Genomic DNA, 17,287 nt, shown 5'->3' on the forward strand with positions numbered 1-17,287 from the left:
AAAACCCAAAATACCCCACGGGATCGCATCCAGATCAGCAAAACCTATTCACTTCAACGACATAGACAGATGGGTGTTATGAAACAGGATTGTAGTCGGCGCGTCACAGGGCGATGGCGACGCGTGCCTGAGCCAGCGACTGGTGTGACGAGGGTATCGGCGAGAACGTGGAAGGTCGGTTAGCCACAGCTTTGTGGCGGCGACCTCATGTGCCGATCGTTGATTGAGGATTTTGGTGATTGCGGGCGGATGTCCTAAGGCTCCTAGGTGATCATCGTCCGTGGCAACTTCGCGAAGCGGCTTGTAAAACATGCCCAGTGCTCTTTTGCCGCGCGTTGGATAGTCCTACGCCCACTTTGGCGAGCGCGCCGCCACGCAGTCAATCGACACACGACGGTCGCGCGAACGCGACACAAAGTGCACTGTCACCGAAATTCCGGAGGACTAACGTCTGCCCTTAGGTCTAGGCTTCGTGATTTCGATTCAACGGCCCGCGAGCGACTAGTTTGAGCAAGCCTCAACGCGGGGCCACTCGATGTCGGCTCCTTGCCGCAATCACGCTGTTCCGACAGGCCGCGCCATGCGGCAAGTTTCTATCCAACCAAGCCGTTTGACCCACGCTGGCAGCTGCCGAGTAGGCGAAGTCCGCATCGCGCCACTTTCCGACCTCAGCACCTCTAAAGCGCGAACGTCTGGTGTGATGCCCGATGCGCGTTCGTAGGCATCTCACTGTTACATCGCGGTGACAAAAGCACCGCCACGGTGGCGTCAACCGGTTACCAAGGGCAGTAAATATCTCCGGCCTTCTGGGAGTGGCGTGTCAGCGTCCCCAGAGGCTGCGTGGGCGTGTCGCCGGTTGGCTGTTAGCGCGGCGACTGGAATGCTCCACGCCTCGCAAGCGGGATAGCGAAATCTCGTGAAGGCAAGGTCGAGCTGCGTTTTCCGCTCTCTATCGGCGACGGGCGGCGACTGGGAGAGACGGATACCATGCACATGGGGCGTCAGGAAGTTGGCAGGACATGGACGCGGGGCGGCCCGCGTGCAGGCGCTTGGCCGAGCGGTGCAATGAACACGCAGCGCCACCTCGCGGCGATCATGGTGTGCGACGTCGTCGGCTATTCGCGCCTGACGGAGCGCGACGAGCGCGGCACGCTCGAGCGGCTGAAGATCTACCGCAAGGACCTCCTCGAACCGCTGGTCTCTGAGCACCGGGGTCGGATCGTCAAGCTCACCGGCGACGGCATGCTGTGTGAGTTCGCGAGCGTCGTCAACGCGGTGGCCTCGGCGATGGCGATCCAGCAGGCCCTGGCAGAACACGAGGCGGAGATGCCCGAGGAAGAGCGGATTCGCTTCCGCATCGGCGTCAATCTCGGCGACGTGGTCTGCGAGGAGGACGGCGACCTCTACGGCGACGGGGTCAACATCGCAGCCCGCCTCGACAGCATCGCCGACCCCGGCACCGTGGTCGTCTCAGGCACCGCCTACGACCACCTTCAGGGCAAGCTCGACTGCGGCTTCACGCCACTCGGCAATCTGCGCCTCAAAAACATCGAGCGGCCGGTGCGCGCCTACCGCGTCGAGACCGACGCCGGCGCCTCGGTGGCTGCATCGCCTCCGCTGCCCGCGAAACCCTCGATCGCGGTTCTGCCTTTTACCAACATGAGCGGCGATCCCGACCAGGAATACTTCGCCGACGGGCTGGTGGAGGACATCATCACGGGATTGAGCCGGGTGAACTCCTTTTTCGTGATCGCCCGCAACTCGTCCTTCACCTACAAGGGCCGGGCGGTGGACCTGCGCCAGGTCGGGCGCGAGCTGGGCGTCCGCTACGTGCTCGAAGGCAGCATCCGCAAAGCAGGATCGCGGGTGCGCATCAGTGGGCAGTTGGTGGACGCGATCAGCGGACACCATGTCTGGGCCGACCGCTTCGAGGGCGACGTGAGCGACATCTTCGACCTGCAGGACAAGGTGACCGAGAGCGTCGTCGGCGCTGTCGAACCGAGCATCCGGCTGCAGGAGATCAAGCAGGCGCGCATGAAGCCGACCGACTACATCGGTGCCTACGACCTCTACCTTCGTGCGCTGCCGCGCTTCTACAGCATGACGCGCGAAGGCTTCGCCGACGTGCGCCGGCTCACCAACGAGGCGCTCAGCATCGACCCAGACTTCACCCTGGCGAAGGCACTCGGTGCCTATATCCGCAGCCTGTCGGTGAGTCAGTGCTGGCACGAGCCCGACGATATCCGCGTCGCGGTGCGCATGGCCCGCGAGGTGCTGGCGGACGCGCGAGACGACCCGACAAGCTTGCGTTTCGCCGCGCAGGTGATCGCCTACAGCGCCAAGGATTACGAGACGGCGCTGGACACGATCGAACGGTCCCTGCTCCTCAACCCCAATTCGGCGCAGGGCCATACGGGCAGCGGCTGGGTGAACGCCCATTCCGGCCACCCCCTCGTCGCGATCGAGCACTTCCACAGGGCGATGCGGCTGAGTCCGGTCGACCCCGAGAAGGGCATCGCGCTCTCCGGCATCGGGATGAGCTACCTGATGCTCGAACGCTACGAGGAAGCGCTGGCTTGGGGAGAACGAGCGCTGCGCGAGATGCCGAATTACGGCTCCTCGCACCGGGTGGTGATCATGGCGCTGGTCAAACTCAACCGGCCGGACGAAGCGCAGGCGGCGGCGCGGCGGCTGATGGAGGCGTTCCCGACCTACACGCTCGGCCTGCAGAGGCAGATCAACCCGTGGCGGGACAAGGTGTTCGCCGAGCACTACGTCGAAGCGTTGGGTATTGCCGGCGTGCCGGAGTGATCGTCGCGGCTGCAAAGATGCCCTCTCCTGCGCGTCACGTCCGGCCAGGCGGACGCGCCCCTTCATCCCGCGCCGCTTCTGGAAGGATAGTTCTCTGGCCGGCTTGTCCGAGGACCGAGCCCGTAGAGCAGCTGTGAACAGCTGGCGAGCTCTCTGTTGGGTTCGCGTCGAACTTCCGGTCTCCACCGATACCGATATTGTTCAAAAAAGTCCGCGTCGCGGTCGCCCGTGGCACTTTCGTAGGATGGCGTTTCGTAGAGACCCCAAAATTGAATCCTGATTCCATGCAATGCGCCAGGGTGGAACTGGATTCTAAGATCGGTGGCGATTTGCGGTGCGCCGGACTTTTTCAACAGTATCCACCCAGCCAGTCCTTCGCCGTCGATTTCGGTCGTTCGGCAGCTTAGGGTTCTTGAACGAATGGACGCGCTCAAAGCGACTTTCATGGCGCTCATTCAAGCTGCCTTTCGCGCATCGGCCGGAGTCAACCTTGGCGGAAATTCGAACCAAGACACTACCACCGCGGTGCGTCCGTCTGGCGGACGCGGGTAACGCCGAAGCATTTTCGTCGCCGCCTATCTGTTGGTGTAGATCGGTTTCCCCGCGTCGTCACGCCGGGAAAAGACGATACGCCGAGGCTTATCATCATTTGGAAGTTCTTCGATGCACAGCGAAATCGCTTGCAGTTCTGCGAAGCGATTCGCAATTATCGCCGCAATCCACGTCCCATCTGGAGGCTCCCATGGCCGAGGTCCTGCTGGTCCACCACGCACAAGGTTGACTCCCGGCGTGCGCGCGTTCGCTGACGACCTGCGGGCAGCCGGGCACACCGTGCATACGCCGGACCTGTTCGACGGACGCACATTCCGGAGTATTGACGAGGGTCTCGCCTAAATCGGTGAGATCAGGTTCGACGACATGCGGGAGCGCGGCGTCCGCGTCGCCGGCGATCTGACCCCGAGCTCGTTTACGCCGCATTCTCGTTCGGCGTACTGCCGGCGCAGAAGCTCACACAGACACGACCCGGTGCCTGCGGAGCCCTGCTCGTCCACTCCTGTCTGCCGATTAGCGGCGAGTGGGCCTTCGGATCCTGGCCGGACGACGTCCCGGTCCAGATCCACGGTATGGATAACGACCCGATCTTCATCGGCGAGGGCGACATCGACGCCGCTCGCGAGATCGTGGAGAAGGTCGAGGACGCGGAGCTGTTCCTCTATCCCGACGACCAGCACCACTTCGCCGACAGCTCGCTCCCGTCGTACGACGCGGCTGCCAGCGCACTGCTCACGCGGCGGGTGCTCGAGTTCCTGGACCGTGTCTAACCATGTCGGCGAGGGCCTTATTGAGTGCGGTCGTCCCGTCCATCGGGAGGAGCAAGGAGCGCCACATGCAGTCATCAAAGGCTATATTTCAAAATGACCGAATCGGGGCCGCAAGCAGATCGGCAGCTTTCGAGCATCCCGTTGGCAAAAGCAGTCATTCAGCTCACGACCCCAGGCGGATGCTCGTTCGCCCTTGGCCGAATCGCGCCCCTGACCCATTCCAGACATCCGTCGGATCCTAGACCGAACATGTAGCTTGGAACTCAAAGGGAGCCACCGAGCCGATACGACCGGACTAGGAAGCCAATTGACCACAATACTTGCCTGATATGCTGCCCCGGTTGCGCGCTCCAGAACGATCACTCGTCGAGCCAGTATTGGCGGGAACAGCCGAACTGGCGCGACGCGACAGATTGGCGCTTGGCGACAAATGCCGTTGCGGAGAGACTCCGGGGCGAGTTGTTCGCTTTCGCACCAGGCACGATCGTGTAACCCTGATCGACCAGTTGCAATTTCAGCTCCCAGAGATGCCGTTTGAAGCCGTTCTCGATTTGGCTCCGAGGATAGCGCCATCCATTCCTGCACGCTCGGATGAGAATATCGGAATACAATTCGGCACTAACCGCTCTCGTGGCATCTTCGGAAATCAGCTTGCCACCAGATTGCATGCCTTCGGACAAGCATGGTCCAGCCGACAAAGGCAGCACCAGCATTGCGGCAAAGATTGAGGACTTTGTCATGGATACCTCCTGTTACAGAATGGATTGGGGGCTCTGCGACCCTACGAAACCGTATCGACAGGAAAGCCTAGAATTGCTGGCGGTCGGATGGCATCGTGCAAATGCTGTGTTTTCGGGATCGCATCTGTAGTATTTTGCCGTGCCGGGTCGGCCACAACTCGTAGCGGATCGGAGACTTGAAGCGATGCTTCGCGCCGTAAGCAATCCTCTGACCAGTCTGTCGGACCGGGAGCGGGTGGTCGCTGCAAAATTCGCCGAGGGGATGACCTATCGTGAAATCGGCGAGACGCTCTTCATAGCGCCGACTACCGTTCGGACCCATCTGTCGGCCATCTATCGGAAACTCGATATTCGCAACAAAGTGGCGCTTGCAACCTTGCTTGCCAACCAACACGAGCAAGACACGGGCCAGGCACCATCCGGTGGCCTTTCGGTAGAGGGCTCAGGGCCAACAGTCGTTGCGGTTCTCCCTTTCGACAATCTGAGCGCGGACGAAGCATGGAACCGCTTGGCCGATGGCTTGTCGGCGGACATCATGGTCGACCTCGCTCGCTACCCCGACCTTGCGGTCATCGCCCGCCAGACCATGCTCTCGTACAAGGGACGGCGCGATGACGTGCGATCCATCGGGCGGGAACTGAATGCGGATTATCTACTTGAGGGGACCTTGCAGGCGGCAGCGCAGCAGCTGCGGATCTGCGTCCAACTCGTCGACGCGCGCACTGGAGTCGATTTGTGGACGGCCCGCTATGATCGATCTGCGGAAGACCTGTTTGCGATGCAGGACATAGTCACCGAAAACGTCGTCAATGTCCTTGCTAGCTGTTGCGGCAAGCTCGCAAAACTTCGACGTGATGTCGTCCGTCGAAAACACCCCGCCAGCCTTCGTGCCTATGACTACTATCTGCTCGGCGTCGAGCAGCACAATTTGTACACGCACGCTTCGAATGCGGAAGCGGTGCGGCTTCTGACGCGTGCCATCGAGCTGGACCCGGATCTTGCCAGAGCCTGGACAGTCTTGGGGCTGGCGCATGCCGTCGCCGCCATCAATGCGTTTACCAATGACCCTTCCGCCGCAAAGGAGCGCTGGAAACTGTGCCTCGAACGAGCTTTGGCGCTCGACGCGGGTGATACCCATGCGCGCATATGTCTAGCCGAGCTTCGAGCCTTGCAGGGCGATCTCGTTGCCACAGCAAGAGAACATGATCTTGCCTTGGCGGCCGCCCCGCACGATGCCGATACCCTTGCCTTGCTTGCCGGAGGAAAGGCATTCGTGACAGGCGACCCGCAGGAAGGATATGAACTGGCGAAGCGCGCGATCCGTCTCAATCCACATGTTTCCTGGTACTATAGCATGCTGGGCCGGTCGAGCTTCGTTGTAGGTCTCCACAGGGAGTGCCTGACCGCGTTCAGCCAAGCTCCGCCGGACTCGCCTGCAACGCTGCTGTTCCAAGCCATGGCGCACGCCATGCTCGGCGAAACACCTCAGGCAATAAAGATTGCCAACCGGTTGGCGAGAGAATTTCCAGACATTTCGGCCGAAGGATTTATCGGCTCCTATCCAGTCACCAGTCCTCCTGCAATTGCCGCGATCCGGGAGGGCGCCCGCCGCGCGGGGCTGGCCTAGCTTCAATTGAGATACCATTGCGGAGCCCTCGGCGCGACCAAGCGAGTCTTAGCGACAATGTTGATTGCCTATGGCGTCGTAGACGCTGTCGGCTACGCGCAGGCGCAGAATCCGCTCACCATCATTGCACCAGTCTCTGGTCAAACTGTTGATGGGACGCTCTCCTTCTCCGGGACGGCTTCCGTCAACAGCATTACACGGCTCGGAACCATTAGCGGACAGACCAATGCCGGGGTCGAATGCCGAGGGACGGCTACCGTCAATATTGCGTTCTCGCATGGAGAAGGAACGATCGTTTGCGGGCAACTCTCGTCCCGGTTCGTGTTCTCGCTGACCAGCAGACAACCCCCGGCTGGCACAGGAACGGGAACCCTTTCCGACGGGCGCAAGGTCATGTTGAGAATAGGACAATGACCACAATCGACAGCCCTTCTGTCGAGAAGTGGCGAGCTGAAAACATTGATGTACGTGGGCTCGACTATTAGTCTTGCCAAAGCCGATGGAAGCCGAGTCGGTCGATGACTTCGGACGCGGAAAACGGGAGCCTGCGAGGGCCCCGTCGTAGCGGATTAATGGGTGGGCAACGCCTTCTCACGGCGCACGTTGCTTTCGCCCGTTCGGCCCACTGGCCGAGCAGCGTTGACTGCGGATCATCGCACGGCTGGATTGGAATGACTAGAACGAGGCCGACAGCGGAATGGCGGCTTCTGGCGTCCGAAGAATGATAGCGGACGTTCAGCCGGGTGGGACCAAGATCTGAAGCCGCTCCGCCTCAATCATAAAGCGGCCGAATTCAGCCTGTAAAAGCTGCTTGGAAAGTTTGGTTCTGACCATTTGGCGATCTCCGTTGAAGGGGTTAGCCGCAACAAAGGATTAAGCGCTAATCTGCCCCATCAACAATGATGGCATTGCAAGTCATGCTCTGCAGGCGAAGCGGTAGGATTGCCTGATAGCCCGGCGACCCATACCAGGCTTCGGCAGCCGACCGAGAAGGAATATGGCTGTGTCCGCGATCTGGCGCTTCCGGCAGCACGATATGATCGGCATGGCCGCCTACCTGCTGATGGCCATTCTAGCGGTCGTGGTGCTGGTGCCCGGATAGCCCGCTGCCGGGGGTGACACAGGGCGCCTCGCGCGACTTCGACTCGCGCATAAGCCGGACACCCTATGGCTCCGCTGCGCCAAATGTATTAGACTGATCTCATATACGTCCATCCGCGGGCGAGCGCGCCCGGAGGGTTAGACGATGACGGTCTACAGGCGATTGTTGCTGGCGAGGGCCTTCCCGATCCGGGTCAGGCTTTTCGAAACCGGTTGGCTTCGGCTTGTCAGTCGGGCTCTGGTCGTTGCTTTCATTTCTTGGTTTGCCGTCGGTGCGGTGACGGCCGGGCCGCTCAACGACGCTGCTCGGGAGGGCGACGCCGGAAAGGTTGCCGAACTCCTGGCACAAGGCGCCAATGTGAACGATCGCGACGAGAGCCGTCAGACCCCGCTGATCGATGCGGCGCTTGCCGGCAAGACCGAGGTCGCCATTGCGTTGATCGGGGCCAAGGCGGACATCGAAGCCCGCAACGATCGCGGCTTCACCGCGCTACATGCGGCAGCCTACTCAGGAAGCCTGGACATCGCAAAATTGCTGCTCGACCACGGGGCCGAGGTCGACGCGTTGAGCACGCACAAGATCACGCCGCTGCATGTGGCAGCAGAAGAGAACCAGACGGCCATCGCGGAGCTGTTGATCTCGCACGGCGCACAGGTCGAGGCAATCCAGGAATACGGGTACACGCCTCTCAGCCGCGCGACATTCTATCAGAGCACCGACGTGATGGTTTTGCTCAAGAAGCACGGCGCAAAATGCCAACCCAAGGAAACGATGGGGTCGTCGTACAAGGTGTGCATCGCCCTCGGCAACTGACATCGAGAAAGGCTACTGGAGGAGAACATGACAGAGAACCGTTCCAGAACGTTTGACAGTTTGCTATGCGCGGGAGTAGCCGCCGCCTCCCTCCTCCTCTTCGGCACCGGTGGATCCCACGCCGGCGACGGAGTGAACACCGGATACTTCGGCAATGTCGCCATCCTGGGTTACGATCCGGTAGCATATTTCACCGACGGTCGCGCGACGATGGGTTCGCCCAAGATCTCGAGGAAGTGGCTCGGAGCAACGTGGTACTTCGCCAGCGTCCAACACCGGGATGCCTTTGTTTCCGAGCCGGTGCGCTATGCCCCTCAGTTCGGCGGCTTCTGCACCGGGGGAATGTCAGTTAAGGAGGCATCCGCGAACCTTGACCCGGAAGCCTTCCGCATCGTCAATGGCAAGCTCTTCCTGTTCTCCGGAAAGGAGGGCCTGGAGGAAGACTTCGATGCCGACCCGGCGCCTGTCATTGCGAAAGGGGAAGCCGAATGGCCCGCAGTGAAGGCGAAGGAATTCGAGGCTAGAGCGGCCGCCAACTAGCTCCGGCGCGATGTCGTGAGCCCGCAAGTTGAATGGCGCCTGTCACGGAGACACCGAGAAATACCAGACTGTGACGGAGTCCGGCCAAGCGTACTCGTCCTGGGTATCGCTGCTCCCTTGGGGATTGCGATAGACCGGGGCGCAGAACTTGCGGCCGAGCAAGGTCGCGGTGGATTGCGTGCAGAAGAGGTCGCCATCCACGCTGGACGTGCCGGTGATGATGCTGCTTTGCGAGCTCAGTGCGACATCTCCATTTGCACTCAGCTCCATGACGAACGCTGCGCCATTGTGTTGATGTCCTACCCATGTCCGATCGCCCGTTAGGGCTCGGATCGCGGCGCCGCCCAGGCGGTCCTCCTCCCGCCCGCGAAAATCGAAGCTCCGCTCGGGAATCCCCGCGGCGCGAAGGGCGCCCAGCCGGTGATCGAGGTCCTCTTGCCGCCGATGGTGGGCGTAAACGACACGATAACCAGCGAGGTTCTGTTCGGGTATCTCTTTCAGGATTGATGCAGCCGCATCGTGCGCCTCGGCCATGCGGCCAAGCCGCGCATTTGCCATGGCCAGCGTTTCGAGACCAAGGTCGCTGCGCTCTCCCGGCTGGACCTTGCTCAGCGCCTGCAAAGCCTTCTCGTACTGATGGTTCATGTAGAGCACGAAGCCGTAATAGTCGAAGACCTGAGCGCGCGGCTTGGGATCGAGCCGCAACACGCGTTCCATCGCTGCCAGCGCCTCCAGGTTCTGTCCTGCGTAGGTCAGCACGATCGCCCGATTGAGCTCCGCCTCCGCGCCGTTCGGGTCCAGCGCGACGGCTTTCTTGACCGACGCGATCGCCTGGTCCCATTCGCCGTCCAGCATCTGCAGGATGCCGAGCACGGCATAGGCGCGCGCAGATTGCGGATTGAGCTCCAGCGCCCGCCCTGCCGCTTCGTAGGAGCGCTGGCGAGCGACGGCGCTGAGCATGAGCACCTGGTAGTCGAAGCCGAGCACGTCCACCGTGGCGCGGGCATAGCCCGAGTAAGCATCTGCAAACGTAGGATCGAGCTTGATCGCCTTTTGATACAGGGACAGGGTCTCTCCGAGAGACCTGTTGTCGACCACATAAACCTTCTGCTCGGCTCGGGTGTAGAAATCGTATGCCTCCAGGCTTCGCGTGGGGAGGCGAGCAATCTGCGCGCGTTCGCCTTCCGTCAGACGCACCGAAAGTGCCTCAACGATACGCCCGATCACTTCGTCTTGAAGTGCAAATATCCTGGAGTAGTCGCGGTCGTATCGCTCGGCCCAGATGTTGCTCCCCGTTTGGGCATCGATGAGCTGGACATTGATGCGGACTAGATCTTCCTCCCGCCGGACGCTGCCCTCGACCACGTAACGGACGTTCAACTGCGCCGCGATCTCGTCGACGTCGAGGGATCGATCCTTGAAGGAGAACGCGGAGTTGCGTGCGATGACGAGGAGCCCCGAGATCTTCGAGAGATCGGTGATGAGATCGTCTGCGAGCCCTTCCGCAAAATAATCCTGGCCTGCCTTCTCGCTAAGATCGGTAAACGGTAGCACGGCGATGGAGGGCTTGCCGACCGACGAACCGACCGGGGTGGAACCGTGACCGGGCAGCAGGGCAATCGCTTGCGGCCAGAGAATCACCGCAATCCCCGCTATCAGAGCCAGAACGAGCACCGTGGCGCCGATCACAGGCCATCGCCGAGAGCGCGACTTATTGGCTCCTGCGGTCTGTTCCAGCAGAACCCGATAGGCGCGGACCCGCTCTGGAATGTTCTTGAGACGCTGTTCGCCGAGTGACTTGAAGGTCAGGCCGAGCTTGTTGTGAGCCTGATCGTAGGCCGTTCCCGAGATGACGATGCCGCCAGGATCGCTCAGCCCTTCCAGCCGGGCCGCGATGTTGACGCCGTCGCCGTAGAAGTCGTCCTTGTCGGGGATCACGTCACCAAGGTTGATCCCGATGCGGAACACGATCCGGGTATCTTCGGGAAGACCGAGGTTCTGCTGCGCGGTGACCCGTTGGATCTCAATGGCGCATGCTACGGCATCGACGACGCTCTCGAACGCGACCAAAGCGCCGTCGCCCATGAGCTTGACGATGCGGCCATGGTAGCCCTCGATCGCGGGTTCGATGAATTCGCGCCGGAGCGCCTTGAGCCGCGAGAGTGTGCCCGTCTCGTCCAGCCCCATCAGCCGGCTGTACCCCACCACGTCGGCGGCGAGGATAGCGACCAGCTTCCGTTCGAGATGTTGAACCTGTTCCACTGGGCAGAATTATAAGGAAAGCCCAATGGCAAGACCATACACACTTAGCAGCCAACACCCGTTTCTCCGATGAGGTACGTTACAAAATCGGCTACGGGCGTTCGCCTTGAATTCCGAAAAGGTGATGTTCGACGGAATGTCGGCTCATGGTGCAACCGCGACCTACAGCGTATTCGCCGACGTCAGACTTTCGGGCGACGGCAAAGCTTGCCCCTACGGCCGACAATTGCTGAAGATCCTATGGGGATGGAAGGCGACAGAGTGAAGTCGCCAAACATCACCTGGAGGTCAGCATGCAAGCCAACACCACCAAAGCCCCGGCCGCTATCCGCGTCGATCTTGCCGCAATATTTGTCTCGTTAGAACTGTCTCGTTCAAAATGGCTCGTGACTTCGCTTTCGCCAGGTGGGGGCGAGAGAATGTCGAGACACCTCGTGCCGGGGGGCGACATTCCGGGTTTGCTCGATCATTTCGCAGAGCTGCAACGAAAGGCGGAAGTGCGGACAGGGCGGCGTTTCCGGGTCATATCAATCCAGGAAGCTGGTCTGGATCGATTCTGGATACATCGGGTCCTCGAACGCGAAGGCATCGAGAGTTATGTCGTGGACCCGGCATCGATTGCCACATCGCGTCGCCGCCGGCGGGCCAAGACCGACAGGATTGATGGGGAAGCACTGGTTCGAGCGTTGTTGGCCTACAACCGCGGCGGAGCCTCGGGTTTGCGCGATGTTGCGAGTGCCAACGCCGGAGGAGGAAGACCGTCGCCGGTTGGTGCGGGAGCGGAAGGCGCTGACGAACGAGCGGATCAGGCACGTCAACAGGATAAAGGGCCTTTTGTTCAGCCAAGGTGTGTCCGGATACGAACCGTTGAAAGGCGATCGACGCAGATGCCTCGACGCGCTCATTACCGGAGATGGGCGTCCACTGCCGCCAGCGCTCATGGCGCAGATCAGCCGCGAGCTTGATCGCATCGAGTTGCTGATCCAGCAGATCAAGGATGTTGAAGAGGCACGCGACGCCTTGCTCGCGGCAGATGAGCCAACACCGGCCCTGCTGCTCAGCCTCAAGGGAATAGGTCCGGAGTTCGCGGCCGTCCTGTGGTCTGAGGGATTGTCGCGCAAGTTTGACAATCGACGACAGGTTGCCGCCTACGCTGGGTAAGCCAGAGCTCGCTTGAGGCCAATTCGGTGCCTCTCCCCACAGGGCGCCATTTCCGTTAGGATGCTCCGAGATGGCGGGAGGTATGACCTGGATCGCGTTCACCGTAGAATGGCTACCATCCTTGCTGCCGACGCAGTTGGCTACAGCCGGCTGATTGGCAGAGACGAGGAAGGGACACTTGCCACCCTGCGGACGCATCGTCAGATCATTGACCGACTGATAGAGGAACATCAGGGACGGGTGTTCGGGAGCGCTGGGGACAGCGTCATCGCCGAGTTCGCAAGCCCCGTCGAGGCGCTTCGATGCGCCACTGAAATCCAGGTCCAAGTCGGCAGACAAAATGCTGAGCTGCCCGAGTCGAGCCGCCTGCGCTTTCGCATCGGCATCAATCTCGGCGATGTTGTCGTAGAGGGCGACAATCTCATGGGCGACGGTGTGAACGTCGCCGCCCGTCTGGAGGCGCTGTCACCTCCAGGTGGAATATGCATTTCGGAAGCGGTCTACACGCAGGCCCGCGATCGGCTCTCGCTCGAATTCGTCGATCTTGGCGAACAAAGGTTGAAGAACATCGCCCGGCCTGTGCACGCGTACCGCGTGCCTCTCGCTTCAGAGGAGCAGGTCACGTCGCCTTTTCGAGGTCTCAACCCCTTCGAGTTCGAAAACGCCGACCTCTTCTTTGGCCGAGCTCGGGCGACTGCTGCCTGCATCGAACGCCTGGAGCAGCAGGCCGCCAACGGCAAGGCATTCCTGCTCATCTATGGTATGAGCGGTTCCGGCAAGTCTTCTCTCCTTCGAGCAGGGCTGCTGCCTTCCATCACTCGAACCGGTGCAGCGGCTGGCATCAAGTTTTGGCGCCGCTGCCTAATTCGCCCTTCCGACGCCCCTGATGCGGTCGCCTCGCTGGCCGCTGGGCTGCTTCGCGAAGGCGCCCTGCCGGAGCTGGCTTGCGAACCGGCAGCGCTGGCTCAACTCTGTCGGAGTTCGCCTGATCGAGCTCTGGCGCTCGTCCGCCAGGCTCACGCCAAAGCGGCGGCCGCCGCAGGTTCAGCCTCCTCACAAGTGCGATTGGTAGTGGCGATCGATCAGATGGAGGAGCTGTTCACGACGGAGCCGGCATCGCGCGAAGTGCTAGTACGGCTCCTCGCGGCACTCGCCAGCAGCGGACTGGTCTGGGTGATCGCGACGATCCGATCGGATTTCTTTCATCGTTGCGGCGAGGTCCCCGGTTTCTGGGCACTCAAGGATGGCCTCGGCAGCTATGAACTCCTGCCGCCGACCGGCGCTGAGATCGCCCAGATCATCCGCGAGCCGGCACGCACCGCCAGGCTGCGCTACGAGGAGACAGCCGAACGGGGCCGGCTGGATGATGTCCTGCAGGAGGCAGCAGCTGCTGATCCTAGATCTTTGCCGCTTCTCGAATTTGTGCTCGACGCTCTGTACGATGCGGGGCGAGAGCGCCGGATCCTCACCTTTGCTGCGTATCAGGCACTTGGCGGCTTGGAAGGGGCGATCGCGCGCCGCGCTGACGAAGTCGTAGACGCTCTCCCGCCGGACATCCAGGAGGAGCTACCAGTCGTATTGCGTGCCCTCACCACGGTGCGCCCAAGCGATGAGGCAGTTGCGGCGCGTCCGGCCTTGCGCGCGGAAGTCACGGGCACGCCTCAACGATTGGCTCTCGTTGAGGCCTTGGTCGCCGCTCGCCTTCTCGTCAGTGATGAGGATGCCGCAGGCCACGTCTACGTGCGCGTGGCACACGAAGCTTTGTTGAGCCGCTGGCCGCGCGCTAGCGACATTGTCAATGCGAACCGGAGCTTCCTCGAGACCCGCGCTCGGGTCGCGGCTGACGCCAACCGCTGGCATGCCGACAACCGGAACCGGGAGCTTCTCCTGCCGTCCGGCAAGCGGCTCGCCGAGGGCGAGGAATTGCTGCAGTCGAGACGGGTAGAAGTCGACGATCAGATCGTCGACTACATTGAGACGTCTTCGCGTGCTGAGGCGGATAGAGACGAGAAGGACAGGCAGGCAGAGCGGGCACTCATCGAGGCGGCTGAAGCAGCAAAGCGCGAGCGCCTGGAGCGCGAGGCCGAGCGCCGCAGCCTTGCGGCCGCGGCTGCGAGCCGGCTCGCGCGACGCACGCGCTATGCGGCCATCGTCGCCACGGCGCTGGCCCTTATGGCCAGCGCAGGCGCGTTCTTCGGGTTCAGAGCACAACAGGCAGCAACACGGCAAGCCGAGTTGGCGATGGCCGCCAAAAAGGGGGCCCTTGAGGCGCGCGATCAGGCGCTGCGCAATCAGTCTCTTTCGCTTTCGTTTCTTTCGCAGCAGATCGCGGCGAGCGGCGATACGGAGGCCGCGATCCTGTTGGCGCTGGAGGCGCTGCCGAAGAGCGGATCGGGAGCCGCGCGGCCAAATCTCTTTGAAGCAGAGGCCGCACTTTTCAACGCTCTGTTGGCACACCGCCAAACGGCGGTGTTCAAACACGACGCCGGAGTGACGCAGGCAGCCTTCAATCGAACCGGCGATCGCATCGTCACTGCATCCTACGATAAGACCGCGCGCATTTGGGATGTCGCGAATGGTAAAGAGATTGCAATCCTGAAGGGCCACGAGGGACCTGTGGAGAGAGCCGGATTCAGTCCGGACGGACGCCGGGTCATTACAGCGGCAAGGGACGGGACCGCGCGCATCTGGGATGCCGACTCTGGAGCGCAGCTTTTTGTTCTTCAGCCGGTAGGCGGCTCCTTTCCTACAGCAGCCTTTGACCCTAGCGGCGAGCGCGTGCTGACCGCGGCCGGAAACAATCAGGCTTCGCTTTGGGACCCGCGAACTGGAACGAAGATCCTGAGCGTAGACAGCCGTGGAGACGGATTGGCTGGCTTCAGCCCGGATGGTCGCAGCTTTGCGACCTCAGAAGGACAGACCGTTTTCATCTGGAATGCGAAAGATGGCGCGCTGATCCATCAATGTTTTATTGGCAGCTTTGCATCCAAGCTCACATTCAGCCCGGATGGAAGTCGGCTGTTGGTAGGCACGTGGTACACCGTTTCATTTGACAGTGTCCCCGCGCTTTGGGACCCATCGAACGGAACCGAAATCGCAAGGCTCCTTGGCCACAAGAGCGACACCCAATTACAAGGCGCAACGTTCAGTCACGACGGCCGCCGAATTGCAACGGTATCACTCGATGGTAGCGCGCGTCTCTGGGACGGAAACTCTGGAGGGCTAATTGACGTGCTCGGCCAAGAGTCCCCGAACTTGAAACAGAGTGACGCCGGGGACGACCGTGATCAGGAAATGAACAGCGCTTTCAGCCCCGACGATCGCCTCCTGGCCACCGCTTCCATAAACGGTCCGTTACGCATTTGGGACGTCGGTCGAGCGTCGCTGTTCGCCACCATCGCTGGCCATCGTGCCTTGATCGAGCACCTTGAGTTCGACCCAGTCGGTAGCAATATTCTTCTCACGGCTTCACATGATGGCACCGCTCGCCTCTGGGACGTCGACGGAATTCTGACGACTACCCTGTCCAACGCAAATCGTCCCACCTTCGCGGTGTTCAGTCCCGACAATATGCATCTTCTGACTGGAGGCGGGGACAGCGCTGTGCACCTTTGGGATGTGGTAACCGGTCGCAAGCTGGCCGACCTCGATACGCACGAAATCGTCCAGAACGCAATGTTCAGCCCCGATGGAAGTCGCATTGCAACTGCATCCCTCGCGGGCCGAGTCCTCATCTTGGACGTCGCGAGCAGGAGCGAGATCGCACGGCTCAAATTTCCAGGCGGGCTGTTTCAAATTCAGTTCAGTCCGAAAGGAGACCTCCTGGAGGCGAGTTCGACCGACGGCACCGCGCGGTTGTGGAATGCGGCGACTGGCGCCGAGGTCTCCACTATCCAAACAAGTGCGCAGGTTGTTTTCGACCCGGACGGCGATCTCGTCCTCGCCGCGACCAGCGACAACGCCGCGCACCTGTTGAAAACGGACGGGACCGAACTGAAGAAACTGGTCGGGCATGAGGGTCGAATAACCGGGGCAACGTTCAGTCCGGACGGGCAACTGGTCGCCACGGCCTCGCTCGACCACAGCGCGCGGATCTGGACAGTCAAGGACGGGAGCACCCTCGCCATCCTGAGTGGTCACCGCGATGAGCTCACCGAAGTCGAGTTCAGCTCGGATGGTCAGTCGCTTCTGACTGCCTCACGCGACGGCACCGCACGAATCTGGAGCGTCCTGGACAGAAAGGAAAGGGTCGTTCTCAGGGGGCACACCGGCGCAGCGACCAGTGCGCAATTCAGTCCTAACGGGCACTATGTCCTGACAGCCTCAACTCAGGACGGCACGGCCCGGCTCTGGGACGCGCGGACAGGACGCGAGATGGCAGTGCTTGCCAGTTCGAAGGATGAGCACAAGCGGCCGGCACCGATACGCGCGGCCTTCAATTCAGATGGAACGAGGGTCGTGATCGTGCCCTATGATGAAGACGTTCGCCTCATACGGGTTTTTCAGACACCCGAAGATCTCATCGATTTCGCGAAGCAAACTGTTCCACGCGAACTGACCGCGTGCGAACGGCGTCGCTTCTTCCTTCCCGTGGAAAGCGACCTTGGTGATTGTCCAAGCTGATGTCGCCCAAAGTCCATGGCCGGTGACGCTATCTCGACTGCTACGCCGTAGCCGCCGCAATCGCACTGCTTCCATAGTTTTGCGGGGGGAGCAGTACGCGAGTGGCCGCGCTACTTCCCTCGCTTTTCGATCTTTAGGTTTGGGAGGTCGGGTCGCTTGGATTCCACCCCGGTCTCCTTCAAGGTAAGCGCTATTTTCGCTGCACGTTGACGCGGGGGCTTTCGACGGATGGCCTTCGAATCGGGAACGGTATCTGGTCTGATCAGGCTGCTGTTACTTTGGCGAA

The 17,287-nt window shown here is 61.2% G+C and carries 9 protein-coding genes and 2 pseudogenes; 8 read left to right on the forward strand and 3 right to left on the reverse strand.

Annotation, left to right across the window (positions count from 1 at the left end; genetic code table 11):
• Nucleotides 1-1,065 precede the first annotated feature (1,065 nt).
• Nucleotides 1,066-2,811, forward strand: a complete 1,746-nt coding sequence (locus NKH30_RS31985; protein ID WP_352819591.1) for an adenylate/guanylate cyclase domain-containing protein — start codon at nt 1,066-1,068, stop codon at nt 2,809-2,811.
• A gap of 742 nt (nt 2,812-3,553) precedes the next feature.
• Nucleotides 3,554-4,133 (forward strand): annotated as a pseudogene (locus NKH30_RS31990) (dienelactone hydrolase family protein).
• A 359-nt stretch (nt 4,134-4,492) separates the two neighbouring features.
• Here the strand turns inward: NKH30_RS31990 and NKH30_RS31995 are convergent.
• Nucleotides 4,493-4,873 (reverse strand): hypothetical protein, encoded by a 381-nt coding sequence (locus NKH30_RS31995; protein WP_352618720.1) that lies wholly within the window; start codon nt 4,871-4,873, stop codon nt 4,493-4,495.
• Nucleotides 4,874-5,057: 184 nt separating this feature from the next.
• On the opposite strand from NKH30_RS31995, the gene NKH30_RS32000 reads away from it, so the two are divergent.
• Both NKH30_RS32000 and NKH30_RS32005 read left to right on the forward strand, forming a co-directional pair.
• On the forward strand, nt 5,058-6,500 hold the full coding sequence (locus NKH30_RS32000; protein WP_352618722.1) for a LuxR C-terminal-related transcriptional regulator: 1,443 nt from the start codon (nt 5,058-5,060) through the stop codon (nt 6,498-6,500).
• Nucleotides 6,501-6,557: 57 nt separating this feature from the next.
• On the forward strand, nt 6,558-6,914 hold the full coding sequence (locus tag NKH30_RS32005) for a hypothetical protein (RefSeq protein ID WP_352819589.1): 357 nt from the start codon (nt 6,558-6,560) through the stop codon (nt 6,912-6,914).
• A gap of 466 nt (nt 6,915-7,380) precedes the next feature.
• Here NKH30_RS32005 and NKH30_RS32010 read toward each other — a convergent pair whose 3' ends face one another.
• The gene (locus NKH30_RS32010) at nt 7,381-7,533 is read right to left on the reverse strand and encodes a DUF1330 domain-containing protein (RefSeq protein ID WP_352618725.1); all 153 of its coding nucleotides are present in this window, start codon (nt 7,531-7,533) and stop codon (nt 7,381-7,383) included.
• 345 nt (nt 7,534-7,878) lie between these two features.
• On the opposite strand from NKH30_RS32010, the gene NKH30_RS32015 reads away from it, so the two are divergent.
• Both NKH30_RS32015 and NKH30_RS32020 read left to right on the forward strand, forming a co-directional pair.
• Complete coding sequence (locus NKH30_RS32015) at nt 7,879-8,415, forward strand: ankyrin repeat domain-containing protein (RefSeq protein WP_352663153.1); 537 nt, start codon at nt 7,879-7,881, stop codon at nt 8,413-8,415.
• 27 nt (nt 8,416-8,442) lie between these two features.
• Nucleotides 8,443-8,955 (forward strand): YHS domain-containing (seleno)protein, encoded by a 513-nt coding sequence (locus NKH30_RS32020; protein ID WP_352998006.1) that lies wholly within the window; start codon nt 8,443-8,445, stop codon nt 8,953-8,955.
• Nucleotides 8,956-8,997: 42 nt separating this feature from the next.
• Here the strand turns inward: NKH30_RS32020 and NKH30_RS32025 are convergent, their stop codons facing one another.
• Nucleotides 8,998-11,217, reverse strand: coding sequence for an adenylate/guanylate cyclase domain-containing protein (locus NKH30_RS32025; protein WP_352998008.1), 2,220 nt, complete (start codon nt 11,215-11,217; stop codon nt 8,998-9,000).
• A 293-nt stretch (nt 11,218-11,510) separates the two neighbouring features.
• Between NKH30_RS32025 and NKH30_RS32030 the strand changes: the two are divergent.
• Together NKH30_RS32030 and NKH30_RS32035 are read left to right on the forward strand one after the other, a co-directional pair.
• Nucleotides 11,511-12,375: pseudogene (locus NKH30_RS32030) on the forward strand (IS110 family RNA-guided transposase); the annotation flags it as partial.
• Between the two features lie 111 nt (nt 12,376-12,486).
• Nucleotides 12,487-17,001, forward strand: coding sequence for an nSTAND1 domain-containing NTPase (locus NKH30_RS32035; protein WP_352998010.1), 4,515 nt, complete (start codon nt 12,487-12,489; stop codon nt 16,999-17,001).
• Nucleotides 17,002-17,287: the final 286 nt, after the last annotated feature.

The sequence above is a fragment of the Mesorhizobium sp. M1273 genome, assembly GCF_040318195.1.
Taxonomy (GTDB): Bacteria; Pseudomonadota; Alphaproteobacteria; order Rhizobiales; family Rhizobiaceae; genus Mesorhizobium.